Genomic DNA, 25528 nt, shown 5'->3' with positions numbered 1-25528 from the left:
GCCATGTCGGACACTATTTACCCTGCTCCTTCCCGGAATCCATCGGCATCCTGAGATCGCGCTGCCACCTGCGCACCTTGAGCCGCTGACGACGCTTGCCCAGCTGCTGCGTGCCGATCGTTTCGGGAATAAGACTCAGCTTCCTGTCGTCATCATATTTCATGTTGAATCGCCGACTGGCCCCTATCGGGCTTGTCTCGGCTCCAAAAATCATGATCAGTCGGATTTCGACGCTGCTGAATCCCGCCTCCCCGGTCGGACGACAGCTTTCATCGACACTGATGCCATGCTCACTGGCTACCTTTTGCAACAGTGTGCGAAATGTTCCTGCGTTCATGTACTCGCCGGACCCCAGCGGCCCCTGACGCGTCACCTGACGCAGCTCCTTGTTGTCCACATCACTACCGCCTTCTCCCTGCTCGTCTACCGTATCGGTAACATCGGTCACATACTGGCCGTCGCTGGTTTCAAGCTTGACGATAATGCTGTCTACGAAAACGGCAGACTGACTCATGTTGCTGACGATGCAGCGGGAATCAATGCCGCGTCCGTAACCATGATTGATAATGATCTGAGGACGTCGCTGCATGCGAAAATTGTGCAGCAGAAGCTGTAGATAGACGCCCCATATCACCAGCATGCCGACGCTGGTCAGGCCGCTGAAAACCGTGGCGTTTTCCTGTATCCAGTCCCATAAATTACTTAAAAAATAAATCACTCTCGTCCCCTGAAAAATATGCTTCCGGATACTGGTCTATCTCATCCACCAGGGCGCACTTTCGATCAAGCACAAGCATGGCTGAAAAAGCGGCGATCTGCCCCTGCATACGCGCCTATCGACCAATAGATGCCGGCCCTTATCTCATCGAGCAACAATGCCTGGCTATAGTATCAGACAGGCAGCCGTGACCCGGCGGCCGACAGCATGAAGCATGGCTCGTTCGTCAGTGACATCCACACTGTATTGGACCTCAAACGGTTCTGGGAGTGCATCATGATTCATCATGTCTGGGGCCTGATGGCTCATCCTCACCGAGAGTGGAAACACATCGAAGGTGAACATGAAACCGCAACACACATGTATGCCAGCCATGTTCTCCTGCTGGCTGCCATCCCGGTCATTTGCGCATTCATTGGCACCACTACCATAGGCTGGGACTTTGGTCGTTCGGCCGTGGTGACACTCTCCACAACAAGCGCATTACAGCTGGCAATCATTTTTTATCTGGCCATTCTGGGCGCCATCGCCCTGATGGGACTTGTTATCCATCGCATGGCCCAGCGCTACCCCACTCACCCGGATCTGAATCGCTGCATCGTTTTCGCCGGATACGTTGCCACACCCATGTTTTTGACAGGCCTGGTAGCACTGTACCCCCTGCTGTGGCTGTGCGTGGTCGCTGGCGTAGCCGGGCTTTGCTATACGGGCTATCTGCTTTATCTGGGCATTCCAGGCTTTCTGGGAATAGACAGGAAGGAAGGCTTTATCGTGTCGAGCTCGACACTGGGGATTGGCGTATTGGTCCTCGAAGTGCTTCTCGCCATCGCTGTGCTGCTATGGGGCTATGGTGCCCATCTTGTTTACTAAGGATGCGTTGAACGTCATCGCCGCTGTAGAAGCGGACAACAGGAGAAGCGGACAACAGGGGCTCCAGAGTTCTGAAAACCAAACCAAGACGAGGAAACACAAACAAAAAGGGAGCTGCCAATGGCAGCTCCCTTTACAGCAGAATTTAATCTACCGACTTACTCGGGGCGGATTGCAGAAGCCTGCAGACCCTTTTTACCCTGAGTGACGTTGAAGGAGACCTTCTGGCCTTCCTGCAGCGACTTGAAACCTTCTGCCTGAATCTCGGAGAAGTGTGCGAACAGATCGTCGCCACCGTCGTCAGGAGAAATAAAACCAAAGCCTTTGCTATCGTTGAACCACTTAACTGTGCCAGTTGCCATGCTTTTGATACCTGTGCAATAAATTAATGATGGTTAGCCCACTGCGGGCAAAAACAAGATAGCCATTCATATGCTCTCGACAGGATCGATTACAACTGACGATATACTGCCTTGTTAACCACCCGGGTCATAGTGCACCTATCGCCCCACCCGGTCAAGTAACCCTTTGGTAGGGGGTATGCGATACGAGCAATATGTATGCTCTTTTGACACATTCCGGATGATCTGGCAACACGAACATCAACTTCATAAAAGGCCGATACCAAAGGCCGTGTCATCTATCCGTCTTTTGATAGCAACGACATCCGGCCTACCGGCGCACCCTTGTAAGGTATCAATACCTTGATGGAAGCAGTGGTTGTCGATCCGGCAGGAACATGCAAAAACGAAATTGACGCGTAAAAAAACCGCCATTGGAGGCGGTTTTCTTGTTCCGGATCATGCTGTTGATGATCTGGAATGGTGCCGGCTGAAGGAGTCGAACCCTCGACCTACTGATTACAAGTCAGTTGCTCTACCAACTGAGCTAAGCCGGCATATTCAGCATGCAAAGTACTGAAGTGGCTGGGGTACCAGGACTCGAACCTGGGAATGCCGATACCAAAAACCGGTGCCTTACCACTTGGCTATACCCCAGCAGATGGTGGCCAGAGACGGAATCGAACCGCCGACACGGGGATTTTCAATCCCCTGCTCTACCGACTGAGCTATCTGGCCGTTGCCAACGGCTGCGTATTAAATCGAAAACCTCTTCCCGGGTCAACACCTTTTTCCGGATTATTTCAAAAACCTATTGAGATGGGGGTACATAGCCTTCGGCGCTGTCGGTTTCCTCATTGTTGAAAAACCGTGTCATCTGCGCCATCAGATAGTCGCGCGTTTCGGGCTCAAGCATATTGAGACGCTTTTCATTGATCAGTCGCGTCTGTAGCGCCTGCCACTCTTCCCAGGCCTTTACGGACACGTTGTCATAAACGTCCTGGCCTCTGGCGCCGGGCAGCGGCGGCATCTGCAGCCCTTCCATTTCCTGCTGATACTTGCGACAAAATACCGTGCGACTCATTGCAATACCTCTTGTCAGCGCGTTTTTAAAAAAGCGTGGATGATGACAGGGACTCAAGCAGTGCCTTGACCGGCGCCGCCAGCCCAATGCTGTCGGGATGATCCGGATCATACCAGCGCCGGCCTTCCACCGCCCGAGCGTTCCCCTGCTCCGGTAGATGCGCCTGAACGGGCGTGATCTCAAGTCGAAAGTGCGTAAAGCCATGCGAGAAGCCCTGCCACTGCCCCTGCACGACACTACCGGGCATTTCCCGGGCCAGCCACGCCGTCAGCGCCTCGCTGTCGTCAAACTGTGGCATTCCCCAGAGTCCTCCCCAAAGACCGCTTGAGGGGCGCTGCTCGAGCAATACTCGCCCATCATCATCGCGAAGCATCAGCATCCATGTCTGACGAACGGGCTTTTCCTTTTTTGGCTTCGATTCGGGAAAGCGATGCTCCTCTCCACGGGCGTGCGCCACACAGTCCGCTTCAAAAGGGCACAGCAGGCAGCTGGGACGGCGCCGAGTGCAAAGCGTGGCCCCCATGTCCATCATGGCCTGTGTGAAGTCAGCACAGCGCCAGTGTGGCGTATAGTGCTCGGCCAGTTGCCAGAGCCGACGCTCGACCTCCGACCGGCCGGGCCAGCCTTCGACCCCGTGCAGCCGCGTCAGTAGCCGTTTGACGTTGCCATCAAGAATGGGCGCTCTCTTGTTCGTGGCCTGAGCGATGATGGCACCGGCCGTTGAGCGACCGATCCCCGGCAGCGCACTCAGTGCTTCCACACTTTCAACGGGAAATTCACCGCCATGCTCATGAATCACGCAGCGGGCGGCACGATGCAGATTCCGGGCGCGTGCGTAATATCCAAGCCCCGTCCATAGATGCAGCACCTCATCCTGATCGGCCGCCGCCAGCGATGCCACATCCGGAAAGCGCTGCATGAAACGCTCAAAATACCCGATAACGGTCGCCACCTGCGTCTGCTGCAGCATGATCTCCGAGACCCAGACGCGATAAGGGCTCCTGTCCTGCTGCCACGGCAGATGCGTGCGGCCATACTGATCAAACCAGCCCAGCAGCCGGGTGCGAAAATATTCGGCATCCAGCGGCCTGCGGGCTTCCAGAGAAATACTCACGATCGGCTCTCGCCCAGGGATAAAATACGAAAAAGTGCAGGCGCCGCATCGGTTGCGGCGCCTGTCATGATGGGTAATTACTGAAAAAGCCCCTTGATGGCATTTCTCAGATTGCTGCCGGAATCCTCGCCCAGTTTTTCCTCGATACGCTGGCCCAGCCTGCCATCAAGCTGACGATCCAGATGCTCGCGCAGCTTCTGTTGTCCTTCATTGGCCGCCGTTTTTTGCAAAATGGCGCGGAAGGCATCGGTGTCAAAGCGACACCACCGTGCCGGGGACTCTCCAAGCGCTCCCGAGCAGTGCAGCGGCAGCGGTATACGGCTCAGGGTGTTGCTTACCGGACACCCCTCGACGTCAGCGGTATCAACCAGCCGGGCAGCCAGTGCCATGTCCAGCTTCTGCGCGCGCGGATCGATCCAGCCGCTGCCGGTAATATCGATACCCGGCAGCGCCACCGCCAGGTCGTCGCTTTGCACGACGCCATCGACAACTTTGAAGGTAGCAGCCAGCTGGTCGAATTCGGTATCGCTGCCCCACTCATGCGAGGTGCTGTTGCCCTGCAGCATGGCGGCTGTCGTGCAGAGCTGGCCCGGCAGATTGATGCCCATCATGGCGCCCTCGGTAATCTCGAACGCCGCTTTGCCATTGAGGTGTTCCAGCAGCGAGGCATCGCCCTCAACGGTAGAGGACAGCGTCGCACTGGCATTGAGCGTCCCGCGGAAAAGATCGTCACTACCCCGGGCATCACGCAGCAAGGGTTGCAGCGCCACTTTTGAGAGCTCTGGCTCGATGGACAGCGACGTCGACGATGCCGTCACGTCCATGGCACCACTGGCCCTGAGCGTGCCGTCATAGAGCTCGGCGGCAAGTGTCGGAAGTCGGTACCGCCCGTTACGACCCTGTATCTGCAGCGCCACATTCTCGAGATGAAGGTCATGTGCCTTGAGGGCGTCAAGACGCAGATCCAGGTCAAGATCCAGGTCACGCACCAGCGCCCGAAGCTTATCGTTTGAAGCGGCTTCGTGATCGGCAGACGGCACTGCCCCGCCTTGCGGTGCCGGGGCGGCGCCGTCGGCCGGTTTCTCCGGCGCTGCCTTTGGCGGCAGGTAGCGATCCAGATCCAGCGAACTTCCCTTGAGCCCGGCATGCACGAGCAGCCCGTCAAGCCCCAGTGTTGCATTTCCTTCAAGGGCGGTATCGTCAATATTGACGGCCAGATCCGTCAATCGCGCCACATGCCTGTCGCCCTCGACACTGGAAGAAAACCCCACCCGCTGCAGTGCCTGTGCATCGGCGGTGGCCGGAAGCTGACCCAGACGTTCCAGCCAGCTGCGAAGATTGGCCGGCGCCATCTCGATCCGCCCCTGCCAGCTCGGGTCATCGCTCAGGTTGTGGGCTTCGCCCTGGCCTGTCAGGCGCAGCAGCTGACCGCTGCTGAGCGCAAACGAGGTCAGTGCCGCATGATCGCTGTCCAGCGACACCTCACCGGTGGCTTCACCGCCCAGCGGCAGGGCACGCTCGCCCAGAGACGGCAGATGAAGCGCGCCATCGAACGCTGCTTTGTCGACGGTATAGCGCTGCCGGGGCAGATCCGCGACCAGCCTTGATGCATTGACGTTGAAGCTCTGGTCATGAGCATCATCCAGTACCGGCAGACGCATCGCCCCCTTCAGCGCCAGACCGTTCAGGGCATATACACCACTATTGAGATCCACACTGGCCTGACTTTTCAGATTAACGGTCCCGGCCATCTCGGGCTGGGTGCCCTGGACGGCAAAGGAGAGCTCCAGCGGGAAAGCGCCCCCGGAGGTGACGTCGGAGGCCAGCAGAGCCAGTGAAGACAGCGTCATCTCGCGGTCGTGCTGACGATCGTCATAATGCACCCGGCCATCGCTGACCTGAACACTGGCGATATCCATGGCAAGGGGCCGGTCGCCGGCCGTTGTGACCCGCTGTGGCCGGCGCGATGTTGACGCCGGCGGCGCACTGTCCTGGTGCGCCACGGCATCAATCAGCGTTTCCCAGTTGCCACGCCCCTGCTCGTCGCGCCGAAGATTGAGACGCAACCCATCAAGCGTAAAACCATCGATTTCGATATTGCCACTCAACAGCGGTGCAAAGCGCAGTCGCGCCTCGGCCTGTTTGAAAGCGGCAAAGGGCGCACCGTCATCCTCCTGATCCGGCAGACGTGCAGAGGCATCTTCCACGGTCACGCCGATCCGCGGATAGAAGGTCCAGGACAGGGGGCCGTTCAGCGACAGCTCAAGTCCTGTGCGTTCACGCACGGCATCGGCAAGCCTGGGCTTGAGGTCATTGGGATCGAGAAAGGTCGTGGCGTAGATGACCACGGCCACGGCCAGCAGTCCCAGCACGCCCATTGCCGCCAGCACGATCCTGAACAATGCTTTCATTGAATACTCCCCAAAAGACCCTCTCCCACCCGATAATCCTGTCGACAGACCCCGCCATCATGGCAGAGACGAGCCCATCGGTTGCGGGCGTTAGTGTAGCGGATGGTCACTGCCCTTCTCTATAATGGCGCGCCGGCGCAGGCACTCGGGCGTTTTGCAAACCGCCAGCACGCATCGAGCCGCGCGGATGTGACCTGCTTTTGATATCGTTGTTATCCATTACGCCCTCGAGGCGGTGATCCTTTTTCTACAGGGAGCCTTCATGACCCAGTCGCCGCGATGCGCCAGTATTTCACGTCATACCAGCGAAACGCGCATCAGCGTCTCGCTCGACCTTGACGGTCAGGGCGAGCTCAAGGCCGATACCGGCGTGCCCTTTTTCGAGCACATGCTCGACCAGATCGCGCGCCACGGCATGATCGACCTCACCATCGATGCCGACGGCGACCGTCATATCGATGACCATCATACGGTCGAGGACACCGGCATCACCCTGGGTCAGGCCTTTGCCGAGGCCTTGGGCGACAAGCGCGGCATCCATCGCTACGGACACGCCTATGTGCCGCTGGACGAGGCGCTCTCACGCGTGGTGATCGACTTTTCCGGTCGCCCGGGGCTTTTCATGAATGCTGAATTCACGCGTGACACCATCGGCGCCTTCGAGACCCAGCTGGTCTCCGAATTCTTCCAGGGCTTTGTCAGCCACGCCCGAGCGACCGTGCATATCGATAATCTCAAGGGTGACAACGCCCATCATCAGGTCGAAACCATCTTCAAGGCCTTCGGTCGCGCCCTGCGTATGGCCGTCTCCCCGGACGAGCGCATGGCGGGGCGTATTGCCTCGACCAAGGGCAGCCTGTAACCAACACCGTTCGGCCGGCGTGACGCCGACCGGCAAGGAGTGCGTCCAGCATGACGATTGCCATCATCGATTACGGCATGGGCAACCTGCACTCGGTGGCCAAGGCCATCGAGCACGTCAGCCCCGATGAACGGGTCACCATCACGCGGGACGCCCGTGCCATCAAGGGCGCTTCCCGTGTGGTGCTGCCCGGTCAGGGCGCCATCCGTGACTGCATGGGAGAGCTCGAGCGTACCGAGCTGACCGGGCTGGTCAAGGAGCTACTGAGTGATGCCAGCAAGCCGCTGCTGGGCATCTGTGTCGGTCAGCAGATGCTGATGGACAAAAGCGAGGAGAACGGCGGCGTGCGCTGTCTGGGCTATCTGCCCGGCCGGGTCACCCGCTTTGACGACACCGCACTGGACGAGCAGGGCCAGCGGCTCAAGGTGCCCCACATGGGGTGGAACCGCGTGCATCAGCACCACATGCACCCGCTGTGGGAAGGTATCCCGACCGGCGAGCGCTTCTACTTCGTGCACAGCTATTTCGTCCAGGCCGATGACGACGGCCATGCGATGGGCTACATCGATTACGCCGGCAGCCGGGCGCATGTGGCCACCGGCCGCGATGCTGTCTTTGCCGTACAGTTTCATCCGGAAAAAAGTGCCGATGCCGGCCTCAGGCTGCTGGCAAACTTTGTGGCCTGGTCGCCCTGACCTCTCCTGCCGCCAGGCCATTTCACGACAAGGATAAAGGAACCCCCATGCTGGTCATCCCCGCCATCGACCTGAAAGACGGTCAGTGTGTTCGCCTTAAACAGGGCCGTATGGAAGACTCGACCACCTATGGTGAAGACCCGGTGGCCATGGCGCAGCGCTGGGTGGATGCCGGCGCCCGCCGGCTTCACCTGGTCGATCTCAACGGTGCCTTCGAGGGCCGTCCGGTCAACGCAGACGCCGTCAGGGCAATTGCTGCCCGCTTCCCGGATCTGCCCATCCAGATCGGCGGCGGCATCCGTACTCGCGAAGTGATTCAGAGCTACCTGGACGCCGGCGTCAGCTGGGTCATCATCGGCACCCAGGCCGTGCGGGATCCGGACTTTGTCCGCCAGATGTGCCGTGAATTTCCCGGCCACATCATGGTCGGACTCGATGCCCGGGACGGCTATGTGGCCACCGATGGCTGGGCGGAAGTCTCCACCATGCGTGCCGTGGATCTGGCGCGCCATTTCGCCGAAGATGGCGTCAGTGCCATCATTTATACCGACATTTCCCGTGATGGCATGATGAACGGCGTCAACGTTGAATCGACTGTTGAAATGGCCAGCCACGGTGGCGTGCCGGTCATCGCCTCCGGCGGCGTGACCGATCTGGAAGACGTGCAGAAGCTGGCGGATGTGGCCGCTGCAGGAATTGTCGGTGCCATCACCGGGCGGGCCATCTACGAAGACCGGCTCGACCTGGCCGAGGCCCAGACCCTGTGTGACACCATCGAAGCACAGCGCAGCTGATACGCCCGGAGAAGCACATGACACTGGCAAAACGCATTATTCCCTGTCTGGATGTGGATCGCGGTCGCGTGGTCAAGGGCGTCAACTTTCTGGGCATTCGTGATGCCGGGGATCCGGTCGAGGTCGCCCGACGTTACAACGAGCAAAATGCCGACGAGATTACCTTTCTCGACATTACCGCCAGCCACGAGGCGCGGGGCACCACACTGGACATGGTCAGCCGGATCGCCGGCGAGGTTTTCATTCCGCTCACCGTCGGCGGCGGTATTCGCAGCTGCGACAACATCCGTGCCCTGCTCAACGCAGGCGCCGACAAGGTGTCGATCAACACGGCCGCCGTGACCGACCCCGACTTCGTGTATGAAGCCTCTCAGCGTTTTGGCAGCCAGTGTATTGTCGTGGCCATCGATGCCAAGCGGGTCAGCGAGAACGGCGAGCCTGCGCGCTGGGAGATCTTTACCCACGGCGGGCGCAAACCGACCGGGCTCGATGCCGTTGAGTGGTCACGCAAAATGGTGGAATACGGCGCCGGTGAACTGCTGGTGACCAGCATGGACCGCGACGGTACCCGGGAAGGGTTTGATCTGGGGGTCACACGCGCCATCAGCGACGCTGTCTCGGTGCCGGTCATTGCCTCGGGTGGAGTGGGCAACCTTGACCATCTGGTGGCAGGCGTCAGGGAAGGCGGTGCCGACGCCGTGCTGGCTGCCAGCATCTTTCACTTTGGTGAATACACCATCGAACAGGCCAAGCAGTACATGGCCGACCAGGGCATCGAAATGCGTCTTTGATGCCCCACGACCCACGGCGCCGAGTCGCGACGCCGTGGGCCCTTCGAATTACTCGTCAGTCTGGTCTGCCGTCAATCCCAGATTGCTGAAACCTTCATTTTTGCCAAGCGCTCGCAGTTCGCGAAGCCCTTCCCGGTCCAGCGTCTGTGTCTCGACCCTCTCCAGTACCGCCAGCTGAAACGCGCGCTCATCGCTCATCAGTTCATGGGTGTCGATCAATGCCTCGCGCTCGGTATCATCCTGAATCGCCTCTCCGGCACTCATCTCGATAAAACGCTCGATACCGCCGATGGAAAGACGACTGACATCGACCGGTGCCTCACCCGCCGGGCCTGACAAAACGTCCATACAGGCGGACAGAGCCAGCGTCAGATCCCGGGCGATACGCGCACCAAAGCTGTCATCGTCTTCCGGCGGCTCACACGCCGCGAGCTTTTCTGCCTGGCGCTCAAAGTTGATATTGGCATCGCGCACGCCAAGGCTTTCCCATACCAGCGCCAGGATGCTGGTCACGCCGTGAGCATCACCTGGCGCGCCAATCTCGGCATAGAGACGATAGTTGGGCATCAGCCGCTCACCAAGCGCCGCCATGAAGGCCAGCGCCTGACGCGGTGACAACGCCTGCAGACGCTTTTCAAAACCCGGTTCGATCATGGTGGGCATCGGTCTGGTTCCCTGCCTGGAATATATCGGAATGGTGTTATAGCAACATGCAGCCATGTCACTTCAGAAGCAATTACCGGCGTCCATTGAGCCATCAGGCGCGGTGCGTTTTGAGGGCGGCTCAGGGCCAGAAGAAACGCTCGGGAATACGCCCGCGCGCATCAAAGACCACGCCTTCGCCGCTCAACAGCTCGCGCTGCAGGCGGGCACCCTCATGGTCGGCCAGGCGCCCCCCGGCGGCCACCACGCGATGCCAGGGCAGCGTGTGCCCCTCGGGCAGCAGACGCAGCAGTACCCCGATCGAGCGCGCCGTGGCGCCTTCCGTCATTTTCGCGATAGCCCCATAGGTTGTCACACGCCCTTCGGGAATGCGGGCAATAATGGTCGTGGCCTGCTCGCGTACCGCCTCATGCATGGCATCCCCCGGTATCTGTCCATATCGGTGTATGCTGGACGATCAGCTTATCGTTATCCATCATGGCTCTATCATGCATATCTATTTTCTACAGCATGCGTCTCATTTTGGACCGGCCCGAGTGGCGGACTGGCTTACCAGCATGGGCCACAGCTTCAATGTCTGTCGGCTTTACGCCGATGAAGTGCCGCCGCGCCCCGGCGACTTCGACGCCCTGATCGTACTGGGCGGCCCCGAACAGATCGTTGAGCACGGCTGGATCAGGCGCGAACAGCACCTTGTCGAGCGCACGCTCAAGAGTTCAAAACCCATCATGGGGCTGGGCTACGGTGCGGAGCTGATTGCCGCAGCGCTGGGCGCCATTGTCTCTCCCAACACCCACGGCGAGTTTGGCTGGCAGTCGGTAAACGCCAACGAGGACGGCGATCTCGATCTGCCGGCACGCTTTGACGCCTTTTTGTGGCACCGCCGCATTTTCGGGCTGCCGGAAGGCGCTATTTCGATCGGCGCCAGCGAGGCCAGCCCCCTGCAGGGGTTCACCTGGGATGGCGCGCGCGTGGTCGCCATGCACTGTCATCTCGAGGCCACGCCTGATTGGGTACGGGAACTGACCGGGCTCGAGGCGCACAGTCTGGCAACGCCCGGCCCCTGGGTGCAGTCGCGTGACGAGATGCTCGAGGACAGCCGCCGCTTTGCGCAGCAGGCCGCCGTACTGGATCGGGTCATGATCGACTGGCTGCGCCTTTAGTCGTCATCCAATGTCGCCGCTTCGGCGCTGCTGATCGACGGCCTCACGCACGAACGCCAGCACCTCCTGCCAGGTCCCGGTAAATGCCGGGCCCTGCTCGGCCTGACGCAGCTGGTAGTGATACATGGGATCGTAGTACTCGCTTAAAAGCGGCGACAGCCAGCCATCATGCGCCTGGCTGTCGCCCGTGGTGACGTGGGCCTCAAAGGCCTGCTGCTGAAGCTTCAAAAGCCGCTCGAGACGCGCACTGCCCAGCCGCTTTTTCAGGCGTACCAGCGCACTGACCAGCTGACGACGCATCAACGCCCACCCAAGCCAGGGGCCGTAGGTGTTGCGATACTGGGCCCAGAGATCGTCAATATAGTCACGGCGGATCTGGGCAAGGCGCCACTCGAGCGGCATTTCGATCAACACTCGGGGTGCCGCACAGAGCCCCTGCCAGAGCGGCAGTGGAATTTCGACGCTGCCGATGCGGCGTGACTCGTCTTCAAAGACATGGGGTGCCCGACGGCCGGCCAGGTCCATGGCCAACGCGTGCTCAAAATCGATCTGCGTGGGCGGCTGTCCCGGCTGGCGCCCGAAGCTTGAGCCCTTGTGGCGTGCATGACCTTCCAGATCGATGCCGCCATCGAGCGCCTTGATCATGTCGGTCTTGGCACAGCCGGTCAGCCCGGCGATTACCAGCGACGGCTCGCCGGCGGCCTGCTCGGTGACCGCCATCAGCGTTCGCCGCGCGGCCTTGAAACCGCCCTTTAAACGCGCCACCTCGATGCCTGCCTCCGCAAGCCAGCGCTGGGCAATACTGGAGCGCTGCCCACCGCGGGCACAGTAGATCAGCGCGTCGGGGTGACGCGCGATCGCCTCCCGCCAGGCCGCAATTCGGCTTTCACGCAGGGCGCCGCCGACCAGCTCATGGCCCAGCCTGAGCGCCGCTTCGCTGCCCTTTTGCCGGTAGCAGGTGCCCACCTGAGCGCGCTCATCATCATCCATCAGTGCCAGATTGATGGCACCAGGCAGCGCGCCCTGAGCGAACTCGACTGGCGCGCGCACATCGATCAGCAGTGAGGCGCCCTTTAGCTGATCAAGTGTTGGAACAAGCTGCTCACCCTGTTTATTGCTGGACATGAAAGACCGCTTCGCCCTCTCGTGCCACGCATTCACCAAAGGCTTCCAGCGTCAGCCCGTGCTCGCGGCCAATGCGCTCGACGTCGTCTTCGTAGGCGGGGTCAACGGCCAGCACCAGACCACCGGAGGTCTGAGGATCACACAGCCACTGCCAGTGATAGTCGTCCATCGCCGGCATCAGTTTGCCCATGGCCCGATGATTGCGCTCGGTACCGCCCGGCACGGCCCCCTGACGCAGATAGCCATCCGCCTCGGGGATGCGGGGCAGGCGCTTGAAATCAATTCGTGCCGCCACGTTGCTGGCCGTACAGATTTCTCCCAGGTGCCCGGCCAGACCAAAGCCCGTGACGTCGGTCATGGCATGCACACCCGGCACGGTGGCCAGCTTCTGCCCGATGACATTGGTACGCAGCATGGTGTCTCGCGCCAGCCCATGATGCTCCGGTGCCAGCAGACCGCGCTTTTCGGCCGTGGTCAGCACGCCCACGCCCAGCGGCTTGGTCAGATAAAGTCGATCACCGGGGCGGGCGCCATTGTTGCGCTTGAGATGCTCAAGCTTCACCAGTCCGTTGACGGCCAGGCCGAAGATGGGCTCCGGCGCATCGATGGAGTGCCCGCCGGCCAGCGCCAGCCCCAGCTCGCGACATACGGACTGGGCACCAGCCAGTACCTCACCGGCCACCTGGGGAGAGAGCTTGTCGATTGGCCAGCCCAGAATACCCAGCGCCATTATCGGGCGTCCGCCCATGGCAAAGACATCGCTGATGGCGTTGGTCGCCGCAATACGTCCGAAATCAAAAGGGTCATCCACGATCGGCATGAAAAAGTCGGTCGTGGCGATCAGTCCCTGGCCGTCGCCCAGATCATAGACGGCGGCATCCTCACGATCCTGATTGCCGACGATCAACTTGTCGCTGAAGGCACCGGGCCCGGCGTTTTTCAGCATCGCATCCAGCACATCCGGGGCGATCTTGCAGCCGCAGCCGGCACCGTGGCTGTACTGGGTAAGACGAATCTGTGTCATGAGCTGTCCCTTTGTGATCCACAATATTATCGATGGTGTCACCGTTACTCTGGCACCGCGGCCCGCACCATGTCATCCGGTTCGACTAGATGGCCTCGAGCGCCTCGGAAAGCCGGTCAACCGCAATAACCTCCATGCCCGCCGGCGCTTTCTTTGGCGCGTTGCCCCGCGGGACAATGGCGCGAGTAAAGCCGTGCTTGGAAGCCTCGACGATGCGCTCCTGACCGCTGGGCACCGGGCGAATCTCTCCGGATAGCCCCACCTCGCCGAACACGACCAGCTCCCGCGGCAGCGAGCGATTCTGAAGACTCGAGACCACGGCCAGCAAAACCGCCAGATCGGCGCTGGTCTCCAGAACCTTCATACCGCCCACCACGTTGACGAAAACGTCCTGATCGCCGGTAAACAGGCCCCCGTGACGATGCAGCACTGCCAGCAGCATGGCCAGACGCTGGGCGTCGAACCCGACCGCCACGCGCCGCGGATTGCCCAGCGCCGACTCGTCCAGCAGCGCCTGCACCTCGACCAGCAGCGGGCGCGTGCCTTCCCAGACCACCATGACCAGACTGCCGGGAGCCATCTCCTCGCCGCGGGACAAAAAGATGGCGCTCGGATTTTTTACCTCCCGCAGCCCCTGTTCCAGCATGGCGAACACACCCAGCTCGTTGACCGCGCCAAAACGGTTCTTTTGCCCGCGCAGGGTACGAAAGCGCGAGTCCGAGCTTCCCTCGAGCAGCAGCGAGGCATCGATCATGTGCTCCAGTACCCGTGGCCCGGCCAGGGCGCCGTCCTTGGTGACGTGCCCGACCAGCATCAATACCGTGCCGGTCTGCTTGGCAAAGCGGGTCAGCGCTGCGGCCGACTCGCGTACCTGCGCCACACCGCCCGGCGCCGAGGAGACGTCTTCCAGATGCATGGTCTGAATGGAGTCAATGATCAACACTGCCGGCTTTTCCCGCTCGGCCATGCCCAGAATGGTCTCCACGCTGGTTTCGGCCAGCATGGAAAGTCCCTGGGTGGGCAGAGAGAGACGATGGGCACGCATGGCCACCTGAGACAGGGACTCCTCGCCGGTGACATAGATGACGCGATGCTGCTGGGCGAGATGGCAGGCCGTCTGCAAAAGCAGCGTTGACTTGCCGGCACCCGGGTCACCGCCCAGCAACACGGCGCCGCCGGGTACCAGGCCGCCGCCCAGCACTCGATCGAATTCGTCATAGGTGGTCGAAAAGCGCGGCAGCTCGCTGAGATCGACCTTTGACAGGTCGGTCAACGCCACGCCGGCGCCCCCGGCATACCCCTGGCGGGCCGTACTGCCCGTGCCGCTGCCGGGGCGAGAGGCGCTTGAAAGACGTATTTCGGTCAACGTATTCCACTCGCGGCAGCTACTGCACTGCCCCTGCCACTTGGAATACTCTGCACCGCATTCGGTGCAGACAAATGCACTCTTGGCCTTTGCCATGCTGCCTGCTCGTTGTCTCGGTGATTTCAGACATGAAAAAGGGCGGCCTGTCGCCGCCCTTTGATCAACACTGCCACAGGGGCAGCCGATCCAACATTACTGCTGCCGGGTCAGACGCAGGGTCTCACCGTTTTCAAAGCGACGCAGCTGCGGATCCACCAGTTCAAGCGTTGAGTCGTTAACGCGCTCGAAGTAATAGACCTGGCCTTCGCCGGAAGGCGTCAGTTCGTAAACGGTGGCTGAAGGATCATCCTGCATGCCGCTGATCACATCCCAGTTGCCGCTGTAGGTTTCAGTCGGCGGATTCTGGGGATGGTTCTGATACTGTGCGTCCAGCTCGAACGTCCGATCCTGCGGATTGGTCGCCTGCTCATCGCCCTGCAGATCAACCGTCAGCGCGATGCCGCTGCAGTTGCGACACGGCAGCGTGCCCGTATAGGTGCGTGTTTCGCTCTGCGCCTGCGAGGACGAGGCGGTTGCCCCCGTGCTATCGGTTCCCTGCTCACCGCCGGAGCCGGCACAGCCGGCCAGCAGTGCCATCAGTGCCGAACCGGCCAGCAACGTTTTCATCTGCATGAAGCTTTACTCCTGATGCATGTTTTTTGGCCGTTCAAACGACCGGTGCCCCCTAGCATAGCTGCTTGTCGGGGGCCCCGGAAAGACACTAGCGCATATAGAGTCACTACGGCAGGGTCAAAGATTGCTAGCGTGCCTGATCATCCAGAAAGGGATAGTCGGTATAGCCCTTTTCATCGCCGCCATAGAAGGTGTCAGGGTCGGGTTCGGCAAGCTCGGCGCCGACGCGAAAGCGCTCGGGCAGATCGGGATTGGAGATAAAGGGCCGACCGAAGACGGCAGCATCGCCGATACCGCGCTCGATCAGATCGACCTCGCCTTCCGCCGTATAATGACCGCAGAAAAGCAGTGCGCCATGACGGAAACGGGCACGCAGGGCGCGACGGAAATCATCGGTCAGATGGATGTCGCCACCGGCCCAGTCGGGCTCGTTGACGTGCAGGTAGGCCAACTCACGCACGTTGAGCTGATCGGCCAGATAAAAGGCCATCTGCTCGGATTCATCATCCTTGAGTCCGAAGATTTCGATAAACGGCGAGATGCGCAGGCCGACCCGGTCATAGCCAAAGACACTGGCAACGGCGTCAACGATCTCAAGCACGACGCGGGCGCGATTTTCGATCGAGCCGCCATAGCGGTCGGTGCGCTGGTTGGAGCCGGTTGCCAGAAACTGCTGCAGCAGGTAGGCATTGGCGGCATGAACTTCAACCATGTCAAACCCGGCACGCATTGCACGTACGGCCGCCTGTCGGTAATCCTCGACCAGCCCGGGGATCTCTTCGGTTTCAAGCGCTCTCGGAGTACTGGCGTCTTCCCGACCGGAGCTGCCATCCTCGAACTCCACAAATGCCTGAGCACCTTCCCCTTTCAGAGCGCTGGGGGCAACCGGCTTTTGACCTTCGGGCTGAACGCGCTCATTGGAGACGCGGCCCACGTGCCAGAGCTGCAGTGCGATACGTCCGCCGCGCGCATGTACGGCTTCCACCACGCCTTTCCAGCCCGCTTCCTGTTCGTCGGTCCAGATACCCGGGGTGTAGACATAGCCCGTCGCGGTCGGCGAGATATTGGTAGCCTCGGCGATGATCAGCCCGGCGCCGGCACGCTGGCCGTAGTAGATCTCCTGCAGGCGACCCGGGATGCGATCCGGCGTGCGCGCACGCGTCAGCGGCGCCATAATGACCCGGTTGGGAATTTCCAGCGAGCCCAGCTGAAGCGGTTCGAATAGAACATCATGCATGGCGTGAACCTCCGTGTTCGGTGACTCGGGTAAATGAGAGAACTGATCGAGCCAGTTTCGGATATGGAGACTGTTAGCCTGCTTATCAAGTCACCGGCGCGCAAATAATTCAACCCGCTTGATCACGGAGCGCCAAATCCTTCGATCAGACGCTGACGCAGGGCGTCCATTCCCCAGCGGGCACTGTCCTGGTCCGGCAGCATGCCGACGCGCCAGCCCCACGCATCAAACTGATTCAATACGCTCGCATCCCGGGTCATGACATGGACGGGCACATCCATGCTGGCGCCCTCGCCGGTAATGATGGAGGCCGGTTGATGATCCCCCATGGCAATCACTACCAGATTGTCGTTGCCGTAGTGGGTGACAAAGGAGGCCAGCGTTTCGAGTGCATAATCGATGGACTTGAGATACTGAGCGCGGACGCGTTCGCTGTCCTGCCAGACCACATCGGGCGGGTCGCCCGCGCGGGCCCACTGATTGAAGATGCGACCATCGCCCACCTGCGTCCAGTCGATCAGTGGCGGAATCGGCGTCCAGGGGGCATGGCTGCTCAGCGTGGCAATTTCTGCCATGACGGGCGCGCGTTCGGTATCGGCAAGTTCAAGGCGCTGTAGTGCCGCATAGGTGTACTGATCCGGCATGGTGACCCAGTTGAAGGGCTCACCCTCGTAGCCGAGGTTACGGGCATCATAGACCTGATCGAAGCGATAATAGCGATTGGCCAGCCATTCACGTGTCAGGGCCGGCTCCACGGCCAGAGTGCGCCATCCGGCGCGATTGAAAAGCCGTGCCAGCGAGACACGCCCGGTCCCCAAAAGCCAGTTATAACGCCGCTGTGAGTTGATCCAGAGCCCCGACTGAAGCGTGGCGTGGGCCAGCCAGCTCTGACCGCCAACTGTTGGGGAAACGAGCCAGGCACTGCGGGCGCCAAACCCGACCTGTCCCAGCTCATCATCGATGGCTGTCATGCGCGAGCGCACGACGCCGGCATAACGCGGATCCTCCAGCACCGTGCGTCCATAGGATTCGATAAACACAAAAAGAACGTCATGGCCTTTCAGTCCGCTCAGGAGCTTACCGGCAGGCATCCCCGCAATAGGGTCCTGTTCGGCATGTTCCTTGAGAGCGGCAAGATCCTGAAGGTTTTGTCGGGACTGCGCCACGTGCTCGACCACCAGTCGTGATGATTCGCCAGGATGAGCGCCATCCGGGCGAATGAAACCGGAAAGGGACACCAGCAGCAAACCGCCCGTTATCGACCAGAGCGTCACACGCAGCCGACTCGGACTGTCCGGGCCGCCATAACGTGTCAGAAGCAGCAGGCCGATGGTCATGAGCATTAGAATCGACAGCAAAACTGCGACCAGACCGACGGCCAGCAGCCCGGCTTTTTCAGCCCCTACCGTGCCACTGAGTACGTTCCAGCCCGGCCCGATCAGGCGCCAGTCCGAGATGGGGTCAAATATTCGCCAGTAGGCCTGCAGCGCGACCATATCAGCCAGCTTGATCACGGCCAGCAGCAACAGCGCAACAGCCATTATCGGCGCCACAAAACGCGCCGCCCGGCGCGGCACACACCAAAGCGCCATCAAAAGCAATGGAAGCTCAAGCGGGGGGAACCATTGGCCGAGCCGGCCAAAAGCGCTGACTTGATTGGGCAACGCCAGTAAAAGCCAGGCCAGCGCGAGCGTTACCGCCACGGCGCTTGCGCGCCCGATCCTTCCAGCCACCGGCCTTGCCCCTTCACGGCTTGATAAAGCGTTTTAGATTAGCAGATACCAGCCCGAGGACGAGACTTGCGAACGCAACAGGCAGGAGTCAACATGATCCTACCGTAATGTCCCCTTGCAGAGAGCAGCGATGAGCAAGTTCTGGAGTCCCGGCGTTGACTCACTGACGCCCTATGTGCCCGGCGAACAGCCAAGACAGCGCATGATCAAACTCAATACCAACGAAAACCCCTACCCGCCCTCCGACAGGGTAGAAAGGGTGCTCAGAGAGTTTTCCTGCGAGCAGCTGCGACGCTACCCCGACCCCGAATCACTGGCACTGCGTGACAGTCTGGCCAGCGCCTATAACGTCACTCGAGAGCAGGTGTTCGTGGGTAACGGCTCGGATGAAGTGCTGGCCTTTGCCTTTCGCGCCTTTTTCCTGCGTGACGGTGAGGCGCTCTCGATTCCGGAGCACACCTACAGTTTTTATCCGGTGTACTGCCAGCTTTATGGCATTGATCTGCAAAAGGTTGCTCTGAACGAGCGCTGGGAAGTGCCACTGGAGCACTTTCCCGAGAAGGGCCATGCCGGTATTGCCTTTGCCAATCCAAACGCCCCGACAGGTCACGCGCATTCGCGTCAGGCCATCAGAGCGCTTTTAGAGCGTCAGCGCGAGCGTGTCGTACTGATTGATGAAGCGTATTACGGTTTCGGCAGCGAAAGCGCTGTACCGCTGATCAACGAGTATCACAACCTGCTGGTCACGGGGACCTTTTCGAAATCCCGCAGTCTGGCGGGCATGCGTCTCGGATTTGCCATAGGCTCCAGAGAGCTGATCGAGGGGCTGGAGCGTATCAAGGACTCCTTTAATTCCTATCCCATCGATCCACTAGCCAGTGCCGTGGGCATTGCGGCACTGGAAGATACCCGGCATTACGACGAGTGCTGCCGCGCCATCATGGCAACGCGTGAAGGTACGGCTCAGGCTCTGAGAGAACTGGATATTGAAGTGCTGCCATCACAGGCCAACTTTTTGTTTGTCAGACCCAGACGGAAGGAAGCCGCCAGTGTGGCGGCCAGTCTTCGTGCATCGGGCATTCTGGTTCGCCACTTTGCCGCGCCGGGGCTGGCCGACTGGCTGCGCATCTCGATCGGCACAGAGGCGGAGATGACGGCGCTGGTAACGGCGCTGGCGACCGCGCCCTGAGGGGCCCTGCCCGGCGGTCACGTCAGTGACCGCCGGCAGGGGCCACGCCGGCGCCGGCGTGCGCCCATAAAAGAACCCCGGTCCTGTTAAGGACCGGGGTTCGGAAGGGGTGCCTGACGATGACCTACTCTCACATGGGGAGACCCCACACTACCATCGGCGCGGAGCCGTTTCACTACCGAGTTCGGGAAGGGATCGGGTGGTGCCGGCACGCTATGGTCGTCAGGCAATTCTGCAGACCGGCTGCCCTTTGGGCAGCGGGTCAAAATCGGGATCATGCTGATCGATACATCAACGCATTCGTGTGATGCGAACCACTTGGGTGTTATATGGTCAAGCCTCACGGGCAATTAGTACGCGTCAGCTCAATGCATTGCTGCACTTACACACCGCGCCTATCGACCTCGTCGTCTTCGAGGGCCCTTCAGGGAGCTCGAGGCTCCAGGGAAGTTTCATCTTGAAGGGGGCTTCCCGCTTAGATGCCTTCAGCGGTTATCCCGTCCGCACATAGCTACCCGGCGGTGCCATTGGCATGACAACCGGTACACCAGCGGTGCGTCCACTCCGGTCCTCTCGTACTAGGAGCAGCACTTCTCAAACTTCCGACGCCCACGGCAGATAGGGACCGAACTGTCTCACGACGTTCTAAACCCAGCTCGCGTACCACTTTAAATGGCGAACAGCCATACCCTTGGGACCGACTTCAGCCCCAGGATGTGATGAGCCGACATCGAGGTGCCAAACACCGCCGTCGATATGAACTCTTGGGCGGTATCAGCCTGTTATCCCCGGAGTACCTTTTATCCGTTGAGCGATGGCCCTTCCATACAGAACCACCGGATCACTAGAACCTGCTTTCGCACCTGCTCGACATGTCCGTCTCGCAGTCAAGCACCCTTATGCTCTTGCACTCATTGCACGATTTCCAACCGTGCTGAGGGTACCTTAGTGCTCCTCCGTTACTCTTTGGGAGGAGACCGCCCCAGTCAAACTACCCACCACACACTGTCCTCACACCGGATCACGGTGCGGAGTTAGAACGCCGATGATACCAGGCTGGTATTTCAAGGTTGGCTCCACCCCGACTGGCGTCGGGGTTTCAAAGCCTCCCAGCTATCCTACACAAGTAACATCAGCGTCCAGTGTGAAGCTATAGTAAAGGTTCACGGGGTCTTTCCGTCTAGCCGCGGGTACACTGCATCTTCACAGCGATTTCAATTTCACTGAGTCTCGGGTGGAGACAGCGTGGCCATCATTACGCCATTCGTGCAGGTCGGAACTTACCCGACAAGGAATTTCGCTACCTTAGGACCGTTATAGTTACGGCCGCCGTTTACCGGGGCTTCGATCAAGAGCTTCGCCTTGCGGCTAACACCATCAATTAACCTTCCGGCACCGGGCAGGCGTCACACCCTATACGTCCGCTTACGCGTTGGCAGAGTGCTGTGTTTTTAATAAACAGTTGCAGCCACCTGGTCTCTTCGGCCGGTCAGAGCTCAAGGAGCAAGTCCCGTCACCCTGGCCGGCGCACCTTCTCCCGAAGTTACGGTGCCATTTTGCCTAGTTCCTTCACCCGAGTTCTCTCATACGCCTTGGTATTCTCTACCTGACCACCTGTGTCGGTTTGGGGTACGATCGCATGTTATCTGAAGCTTAGAGGCTTTTCCCGGAAGCGTGGCATCAGTGACTTCCAGACCGTGGTCTGTTCGTCTCGCGTCTCGGCTTGTAGAGGACCGGATTTGCCTGATCCTCAGGCCTACTCGCTTTCACCGGGGCAACCAGCGCCCGGCTCACCTAGCCTTCTTCGTCCCCCCATCGCAATAACATCCGGTACGGGAATATTGACCCGTTTCCCATCGACTACGCCTTTCGGCCTCGCCTTAGGGGTCGACTCACCCTGCTCCGATTGTCGTCGAACAGGAACCCTTGGTCTTCCGGCGGGGCGGGTTTTCACCGCCCTTGTCGTTACTCATGTCAGCATTCGCACTTGTGATACCTCCAGCAGACCTCACGATCCACCTTCGCAGGCTTACACAACGCTCCTCTACCGCGCATCCATAAGGATGCACCCGCAGCTTCGGTACCCGGTTTGAGCCCCGTTACATCTTCCGCGCAGGCCGACTCGACCAGTGAGCTATTACGCTTTCTTTAAAGGATGGCTGCTTCTAAGCCAACCTCCTGGCTGTCTGTGCCTTCCCACATCGTTTCCCACTTAACCGGGATTTTGGGACCTTGGCTGGCGGTCTGGGTTGTTTCCCTTTTCACAACGGACGTTAGCACCCGCTGTGTGTCTCCCACGCTGTACTCACCGGTATTCGGAGTTTGCCTCGGGTTGGTAAGCCGGGATGGCCCCCTAGCCGAAACAGTGCTCTACCCCCGGTGGTAATACGTGAGGCGCTACCTAAATAGCTTTCGAGGAGAACCAGCTATCTCCGAGCTTGATTAGCCTTTCACTCCGATCCACAGCTCATCTCAGCATTTTTCAACATACTTGAGTTCGGACCTCCAGTCAGTGTTACCTGACCTTCATCCTGGCCATGGATAGATCGCCCGGTTTCGGGTCTATTCCCAGCAACTAATTCGCCCATTTAAGACTCGGTTTCCCTGCGCCTCCCCTATTCGGTTAAGCTCGCTACTGAAAATAAGTCGCTGACCCATTATACAAAAGGTACGCAGTCACAGAACAAGTCTGCTCCCACTGCTTGTACGCACACGGTTTCAGGATCTATTTCACTCCCCTCGCCGGGGTTCTTTTCGCCTTTCCCTCACGGTACTGGTTCACTATCGGTCAGTCAGGAGTATTTAGCCTTGGAGGATGGTCCCCCCATGTTCAGTCAGGGTTTCACGTGCCCCGACCTACTCGATTTCACAATGCTCGGATTTCGGCTACGGGACTATCACCCGCTATGGTCAGACTTCCCAGACTGTTTGCCTATCGGTTGCACTGCTTAAGGGCTGGTCCCCGTTCGCTCGCCGCTACTGGGGGAATCTCAATTGATGTCTTTTCCTCGGGGTACTTAGATGTTTCAGTTCTCCCGGTTCGCCTTCATGAGTTATGTATTGGCTCATGAATACTTACCTGATGGTAAGTGGGTTTCCCCATTCGGAAATCGCCGGGTCGCAGGTCATTTGCCACCTCACCGACGCTTATCGCAGGCTGTCACGTCCTTCATCGCCTCTGACTGCCTAGGCATCCACCGTGTGCGCTTAATCGCTTGACCATATAACCCCAAGGGGTCCGGTTTCACGATCACACGACATTTGCTGGAATACGTACGACATTACGTATCACAGCAAACTTATACGTTGTCTGCCGGCCGGGTCACGACACCCTTCCGAAGAAGGGGTGTTCACCGACCGACAGGTCAGCATGATCCACATTGTTAAAGAGCGTACTGTCAAAAAGACAGTCAGAAATCATGTCGATGATCTGTCATCATCATGACTTTTGACTGTGGTTTCATCAGTATCAGCGAGACTGTTTGTATGCACCGAGCCGGTATGGTGGAGCCTAGCGGGATCGAACCGCTGACCTCCTGCGTGCAAGGCAGGCGCTCTCCCAGCTGAGCTAAGGCCCCGACAGGTTGGTGGGTCTGGGCAGACTTGAACTGCCGACCTCACCCTTATCAGGGGTGCGCTCTAACCAACTGAGCTACAGACCCAAGCAGTCTTCGCTCTATCCGATCAGGCAATTTGTGTGGACGCGCTGGTTCGCGTGAGCACTTTAGTCGTTTAAGGAGGTGATCCAGCCGCAGGTTCCCCTACGGCTACCTTGTTACGACTTCACCCCAGTCATGAACCACACCGTGGTGATCGCTCTCCCGAAGGTTAAGCTAACCACTTCTGGTGCAGTCCACTCCCATGGTGTGACGGGCGGTGTGTACAAGGCCCGGGAACGTATTCACCGTGGCATTCTGATCCACGATTACTAGCGATTCCGACTTCACGGAGTCGAGTTGCAGACTCCGATCCGGACTGAGGCCGGCTTTATGGGATTGGCTTCACGTCGCCGCTTCGCAACCCTTTGTACCGGCCATTGTAGCACGTGTGTAGCCCTGCTCGTAAGGGCCATGATGACTTGACGTCGTCCCCACCTTCCTCCGGTTTGTCACCGGCAGTCTCCCTGAAGTTCCCGGCCGGACCGCTGGCAAAAAGGGATAGGGGTTGCGCTCGTTACGGGACTTAACCCAACATTTCACAACACGAGCTGACGACAGCCATGCAGCACCTGTCTCTGCGTTCCCGAAGGCACTCTCCCATCTCTGGGAGATTCGCAGGATGTCAAGAGCAGGTAAGGTTCTTCGCGTTGCATCGAATTAAACCACATGCTCCACCGCTTGTGCGGGCCCCCGTCAATTCATTTGAGTTTTAGCCTTGCGGCCGTACTCCCCAGGCGGTCGACTTATTGCGTTAACTGCGCCACCAAACCCTCAAGGGGTCCAACGGCTGGTCGACATCGTTTACGGCGTGGACTACCAGGGTATCTAATCCTGTTTGCTACCCACGCTTTCGCGCCTCAGCGTCAGTGTCAGTCCAGAAGGCCGCCTTCGCCACTGGTATTCCTCCCGATCTCTACGCATTTCACCGCTACACCGGGAATTCCACCTTCCTCTCCTGCACTCTAGCCTGCCAGTTCCGAATGCCGTTCCCGGGTTGAGCCCGGGGCTTTCACATCCGGCTTGGCAAGCCGCCTACGCGCCCTTTACGCCCAGTAATTCCGATTAACGCTTGCACCCTCCGTATTACCGCGGCTGCTGGCACGGAGTTAGCCGGTGCTTCTTCTGTGGGTGATGTCCTTCATGGTGGTTATTAACCACCATGCCTTCTTCCCCACTGAAAGTGCTTTACAACCCGAAGGCCTTCTTCACACACGCGGCATGGCTGGATCAGGGTTTCCCCCATTGTCCAATATTCCCCACTGCTGCCTCCCGTAGGAGTCCGGGCCGTGTCTCAGTCCCGGTGTGGCTGATCATCCTCTCAGACCAGCTACGGATCGTTGCCTTGGTGAGCCGTTACCTCACCAACAAGCTAATCCGACATGGGCTCATCCGATAGCGCAAGGTCCGAAGATCCCCTGCTTTCTCCCGTAGGACGTATGCGGTATTAGCTCGGGTTTCCCCGAGTTATCCCCCACTACCGGGCAGATACCCATGCATTACTCACCCGTCCGCCGCTCGTCAGCGGGTAGCAAGCTACCCCTGTTACCGCTCGACTTGCATGTGTTAGGCCTGCCGCCAGCGTTCAATCTGAGCCATGATCAAACTCTTCAGTTTATTTTGAAGCTTTGAGATTCGTTTCGAAGCCTGCCGAAGCAGTCATCGAGGTGAATCAATCCGGGCTCGAGGTCAAACTAGTACTCTTGACGAGTGTTCGTCTGCTCGATTATCTATGTGACTGGTGTCACACGAGCCAGACGCCCACACAAATTGCCTGATCGACTTGTTAAAGAGCGTCTCGAAGATGTTGCCTCAGTCGCCGTGGCGGCTGCTTCGAGAGAGTGGGCATTTTACAGCCCTGAATCGAAAAGTCAACCTCTTTTTTTCGATCCGGAAGTCAGCGGCTGGATTTGAAATCCTGATTGAGCGACCAAAACCTTAGTCAAAACAATCACCTGCCAAACTTCTCCGCTGCCTCGTCGCCGTGTGCTCCGTGGCAGCGGATGCGTACTTTATAGAT

The 25528-nt window shown here is 59.4% G+C and carries 20 protein-coding genes, 5 tRNA genes and 3 rRNA genes; 7 read left to right on the top strand and 21 right to left on the bottom strand.

Annotated features, from left to right (window positions below; translation table 11 throughout):
- Nucleotides 1-13: 13 nt before the first annotated feature.
- The gene (locus ACS92L_RS14955; RefSeq protein WP_438765888.1) at nt 14-718 is read right to left on the bottom strand and encodes a hypothetical protein; all 705 of its coding nucleotides are present in this window, start codon (nt 716-718) and stop codon (nt 14-16) included.
- Between the two features lie 276 nt (nt 719-994).
- Here ACS92L_RS14955 and ACS92L_RS14950 point away from each other — a divergent pair, with 276 nt between their 5' ends.
- Nucleotides 995-1588, top strand: coding sequence for a Yip1 family protein (locus ACS92L_RS14950; protein ID WP_438765887.1), 594 nt, complete (start codon nt 995-997; stop codon nt 1586-1588).
- A gap of 158 nt (nt 1589-1746) precedes the next feature.
- Here ACS92L_RS14950 and ACS92L_RS14945 read toward each other — a convergent pair whose 3' ends face one another.
- The 7 genes from ACS92L_RS14945 to ACS92L_RS14915 all read right to left on the bottom strand — a co-directional run bounded on the left by ACS92L_RS14945 (nt 1747) and on the right by ACS92L_RS14915 (nt 6538).
- Nucleotides 1747-1950 (bottom strand): cold-shock protein, encoded by a 204-nt coding sequence (locus ACS92L_RS14945; RefSeq protein ID WP_086620861.1) that lies wholly within the window; start codon nt 1948-1950, stop codon nt 1747-1749.
- Between the two features lie 460 nt (nt 1951-2410).
- Nucleotides 2411-2486 (bottom strand) — tRNA-Thr (locus tag ACS92L_RS14940).
- A 25-nt stretch (nt 2487-2511) separates the two neighbouring features.
- Nucleotides 2512-2586 (bottom strand) — tRNA-Gln (locus ACS92L_RS14935).
- 5 nt (nt 2587-2591) lie between these two features.
- Nucleotides 2592-2667 (bottom strand) — tRNA-Phe (locus tag ACS92L_RS14930).
- A gap of 73 nt (nt 2668-2740) precedes the next feature.
- Nucleotides 2741-3013, bottom strand: coding sequence for an oxidative damage protection protein (locus tag ACS92L_RS14925; protein WP_438765886.1), 273 nt, complete (start codon nt 3011-3013; stop codon nt 2741-2743).
- A gap of 25 nt (nt 3014-3038) precedes the next feature.
- Nucleotides 3039-4121 carry an A/G-specific adenine glycosylase gene (gene mutY, locus ACS92L_RS14920; RefSeq protein ID WP_438768497.1) on the bottom strand — a complete coding sequence of 361 codons (1083 nt, stop codon included), beginning with the start codon at nt 4119-4121 and terminating at the stop codon, nt 3039-3041.
- A gap of 83 nt (nt 4122-4204) precedes the next feature.
- Entirely contained in the window at nt 4205-6538 is a 2334-nt protein-coding gene (locus tag ACS92L_RS14915) for an AsmA family protein (RefSeq protein WP_438765885.1), read from the bottom strand.
- A 262-nt stretch (nt 6539-6800) separates the two neighbouring features.
- On the opposite strand from ACS92L_RS14915, the gene hisB reads away from it, so the two are divergent.
- Genes hisB through hisF form a run of 4 tightly spaced genes read left to right on the top strand, consistent with a single transcriptional unit; the run spans nt 6801 to nt 9680 of the window.
- Complete coding sequence (gene hisB / locus ACS92L_RS14910) at nt 6801-7400, top strand: imidazoleglycerol-phosphate dehydratase HisB (RefSeq protein ID WP_438765884.1); 600 nt, start codon at nt 6801-6803, stop codon at nt 7398-7400.
- A gap of 50 nt (nt 7401-7450) precedes the next feature.
- Nucleotides 7451-8095 (top strand): imidazole glycerol phosphate synthase subunit HisH, encoded by a 645-nt coding sequence (gene hisH, locus ACS92L_RS14905; RefSeq protein ID WP_438765883.1) that lies wholly within the window; start codon nt 7451-7453, stop codon nt 8093-8095.
- 47 nt (nt 8096-8142) lie between these two features.
- Nucleotides 8143-8889, top strand: coding sequence for a 1-(5-phosphoribosyl)-5-[(5-phosphoribosylamino)methylideneamino]imidazole-4-carboxamide isomerase (gene hisA, locus ACS92L_RS14900; RefSeq protein WP_438765882.1), 747 nt, complete (start codon nt 8143-8145; stop codon nt 8887-8889).
- Nucleotides 8890-8906: 17 nt separating this feature from the next.
- Nucleotides 8907-9680: an imidazole glycerol phosphate synthase subunit HisF gene (hisF, locus tag ACS92L_RS14895; protein ID WP_438765881.1), complete on the top strand. Its 774-nt coding sequence runs from the start codon at nt 8907-8909 to the stop codon at nt 9678-9680.
- Between the two features lie 48 nt (nt 9681-9728).
- Here the strand turns inward: hisF and ACS92L_RS14890 are convergent, their stop codons facing one another.
- Both ACS92L_RS14890 and ACS92L_RS14885 read right to left on the bottom strand, forming a co-directional pair.
- Nucleotides 9729-10343 (bottom strand): YjaG family protein, encoded by a 615-nt coding sequence (locus ACS92L_RS14890; protein ID WP_438765880.1) that lies wholly within the window; start codon nt 10341-10343, stop codon nt 9729-9731.
- A gap of 121 nt (nt 10344-10464) precedes the next feature.
- Complete coding sequence (locus ACS92L_RS14885) at nt 10465-10758, bottom strand: MGMT family protein (protein ID WP_438765879.1); 294 nt, start codon at nt 10756-10758, stop codon at nt 10465-10467.
- Between the two features lie 73 nt (nt 10759-10831).
- Here ACS92L_RS14885 and ACS92L_RS14880 point away from each other — a divergent pair, with 73 nt between their 5' ends.
- Nucleotides 10832-11506 (top strand): type 1 glutamine amidotransferase, encoded by a 675-nt coding sequence (locus ACS92L_RS14880; RefSeq protein WP_438765878.1) that lies wholly within the window; start codon nt 10832-10834, stop codon nt 11504-11506.
- 3 nt (nt 11507-11509) lie between these two features.
- On the opposite strand, the gene mnmH is transcribed toward ACS92L_RS14880, so the two are convergent.
- From mnmH to ACS92L_RS14850, 6 genes are all read right to left on the bottom strand, one after another.
- Nucleotides 11510-12631, bottom strand: coding sequence for a tRNA 2-selenouridine(34) synthase MnmH (gene mnmH / locus ACS92L_RS14875; protein WP_438765877.1), 1122 nt, complete (start codon nt 12629-12631; stop codon nt 11510-11512).
- Nucleotides 12618-13655, bottom strand: a complete 1038-nt coding sequence (selD, locus tag ACS92L_RS14870) for a selenide, water dikinase SelD (RefSeq protein WP_438765876.1) — start codon at nt 13653-13655, stop codon at nt 12618-12620. Before selD ends, mnmH begins: the two co-directional genes overlap by 14 nt.
- An 85-nt stretch (nt 13656-13740) precedes the next feature.
- The gene (gene radA, locus ACS92L_RS14865) at nt 13741-15117 is read right to left on the bottom strand and encodes a DNA repair protein RadA (RefSeq protein WP_438765875.1); all 1377 of its coding nucleotides are present in this window, start codon (nt 15115-15117) and stop codon (nt 13741-13743) included.
- A gap of 96 nt (nt 15118-15213) precedes the next feature.
- Nucleotides 15214-15693 carry a copper resistance protein NlpE N-terminal domain-containing protein gene (locus tag ACS92L_RS14860; RefSeq protein ID WP_438765874.1) on the bottom strand — a complete coding sequence of 160 codons (480 nt, stop codon included), beginning with the start codon at nt 15691-15693 and terminating at the stop codon, nt 15214-15216.
- Nucleotides 15694-15820: 127 nt separating this feature from the next.
- Nucleotides 15821-16930: an alkene reductase gene (locus tag ACS92L_RS14855; protein WP_438765873.1), complete on the bottom strand. Its 1110-nt coding sequence runs from the start codon at nt 16928-16930 to the stop codon at nt 15821-15823.
- Nucleotides 16931-17052: 122 nt separating this feature from the next.
- Nucleotides 17053-18663, bottom strand: a complete 1611-nt coding sequence (locus tag ACS92L_RS14850) for a sulfatase-like hydrolase/transferase (RefSeq protein WP_438765871.1) — start codon at nt 18661-18663, stop codon at nt 17053-17055.
- Nucleotides 18664-18793: 130 nt separating this feature from the next.
- On the opposite strand from ACS92L_RS14850, the gene hisC reads away from it, so the two are divergent.
- Entirely contained in the window at nt 18794-19852 is a 1059-nt protein-coding gene (hisC, locus tag ACS92L_RS14845; protein ID WP_438765870.1) for a histidinol-phosphate transaminase, read from the top strand.
- A 111-nt stretch (nt 19853-19963) separates the two neighbouring features.
- On the opposite strand, the gene rrf is transcribed toward hisC, so the two are convergent.
- The 5 genes from rrf to ACS92L_RS14820 form a co-directional block, all read right to left on the bottom strand.
- A 5S ribosomal RNA gene (gene rrf / locus ACS92L_RS14840) occupies nt 19964-20079 on the bottom strand.
- 102 nt (nt 20080-20181) lie between these two features.
- Nucleotides 20182-23073, bottom strand: a 23S ribosomal RNA gene (locus ACS92L_RS14835).
- A gap of 281 nt (nt 23074-23354) precedes the next feature.
- Nucleotides 23355-23430: transfer RNA gene (locus ACS92L_RS14830), tRNA-Ala, on the bottom strand.
- Nucleotides 23431-23437: 7 nt separating this feature from the next.
- A tRNA-Ile gene (locus ACS92L_RS14825) sits at nt 23438-23514 on the bottom strand.
- 71 nt (nt 23515-23585) lie between these two features.
- Nucleotides 23586-25125, bottom strand: a 16S ribosomal RNA gene (locus ACS92L_RS14820).
- Together the 16S, 23S and 5S rRNA genes with 2 tRNA genes alongside form the textbook arrangement of a ribosomal RNA operon.
- Between the last annotated feature and the right edge of the window lie 403 nt (nt 25126-25528).

It is taken from the genome of Kushneria halocnemicola (assembly GCF_965650455.1).
Lineage (GTDB): Bacteria > Pseudomonadota > Gammaproteobacteria > Pseudomonadales > Halomonadaceae > Kushneria.
This window is presented reverse-complemented; position numbering and strand designations above follow the sequence as displayed.

What these genes read in the sequence shown, in the direction of transcription:
- ACS92L_RS14950 (WP_438765887.1), top strand. Translation starts at nt 995, where the DNA reads ATGATTCATCATGTCTGGGGCCTGATGGCTCATCCTCACCGAGAGTGG.
- ACS92L_RS14945 (WP_086620861.1), bottom strand. Translation starts at nt 1,950, where the DNA reads ATGGCAACTGGCACAGTTAAGTGGTTCAACGATAGCAAAGGCTTTGGT.
- ACS92L_RS14925 (WP_438765886.1), bottom strand. Translation starts at nt 3,013, where the DNA reads ATGAGTCGCACGGTATTTTGTCGCAAGTATCAGCAGGAAATGGAAGGG.
- ACS92L_RS14915 (WP_438765885.1), bottom strand. Translation starts at nt 6,538, where the DNA reads ATGAAAGCATTGTTCAGGATCGTGCTGGCGGCAATGGGCGTGCTGGGA.
- hisB (WP_438765884.1), top strand. Translation starts at nt 6,801, where the DNA reads ATGACCCAGTCGCCGCGATGCGCCAGTATTTCACGTCATACCAGCGAA.
- hisH (WP_438765883.1), top strand. Translation starts at nt 7,451, where the DNA reads ATGACGATTGCCATCATCGATTACGGCATGGGCAACCTGCACTCGGTG.
- hisA (WP_438765882.1), top strand. Translation starts at nt 8,143, where the DNA reads ATGCTGGTCATCCCCGCCATCGACCTGAAAGACGGTCAGTGTGTTCGC.
- hisF (WP_438765881.1), top strand. Translation starts at nt 8,907, where the DNA reads ATGACACTGGCAAAACGCATTATTCCCTGTCTGGATGTGGATCGCGGT.
- ACS92L_RS14890 (WP_438765880.1), bottom strand. Translation starts at nt 10,343, where the DNA reads ATGCCCACCATGATCGAACCGGGTTTTGAAAAGCGTCTGCAGGCGTTG.
- ACS92L_RS14885 (WP_438765879.1), bottom strand. Translation starts at nt 10,758, where the DNA reads ATGCATGAGGCGGTACGCGAGCAGGCCACGACCATTATTGCCCGCATT.
- ACS92L_RS14880 (WP_438765878.1), top strand. Translation starts at nt 10,832, where the DNA reads ATGCATATCTATTTTCTACAGCATGCGTCTCATTTTGGACCGGCCCGA.
- mnmH (WP_438765877.1), bottom strand. Translation starts at nt 12,631, where the DNA reads ATGTCCAGCAATAAACAGGGTGAGCAGCTTGTTCCAACACTTGATCAG.
- selD (WP_438765876.1), bottom strand. Translation starts at nt 13,655, where the DNA reads ATGACACAGATTCGTCTTACCCAGTACAGCCACGGTGCCGGCTGCGGC.
- radA (WP_438765875.1), bottom strand. Translation starts at nt 15,117, where the DNA reads ATGGCAAAGGCCAAGAGTGCATTTGTCTGCACCGAATGCGGTGCAGAG.
- ACS92L_RS14860 (WP_438765874.1), bottom strand. Translation starts at nt 15,693, where the DNA reads ATGCAGATGAAAACGTTGCTGGCCGGTTCGGCACTGATGGCACTGCTG.
- ACS92L_RS14855 (WP_438765873.1), bottom strand. Translation starts at nt 16,930, where the DNA reads ATGCATGATGTTCTATTCGAACCGCTTCAGCTGGGCTCGCTGGAAATT.
- hisC (WP_438765870.1), top strand. Translation starts at nt 18,794, where the DNA reads ATGAGCAAGTTCTGGAGTCCCGGCGTTGACTCACTGACGCCCTATGTG.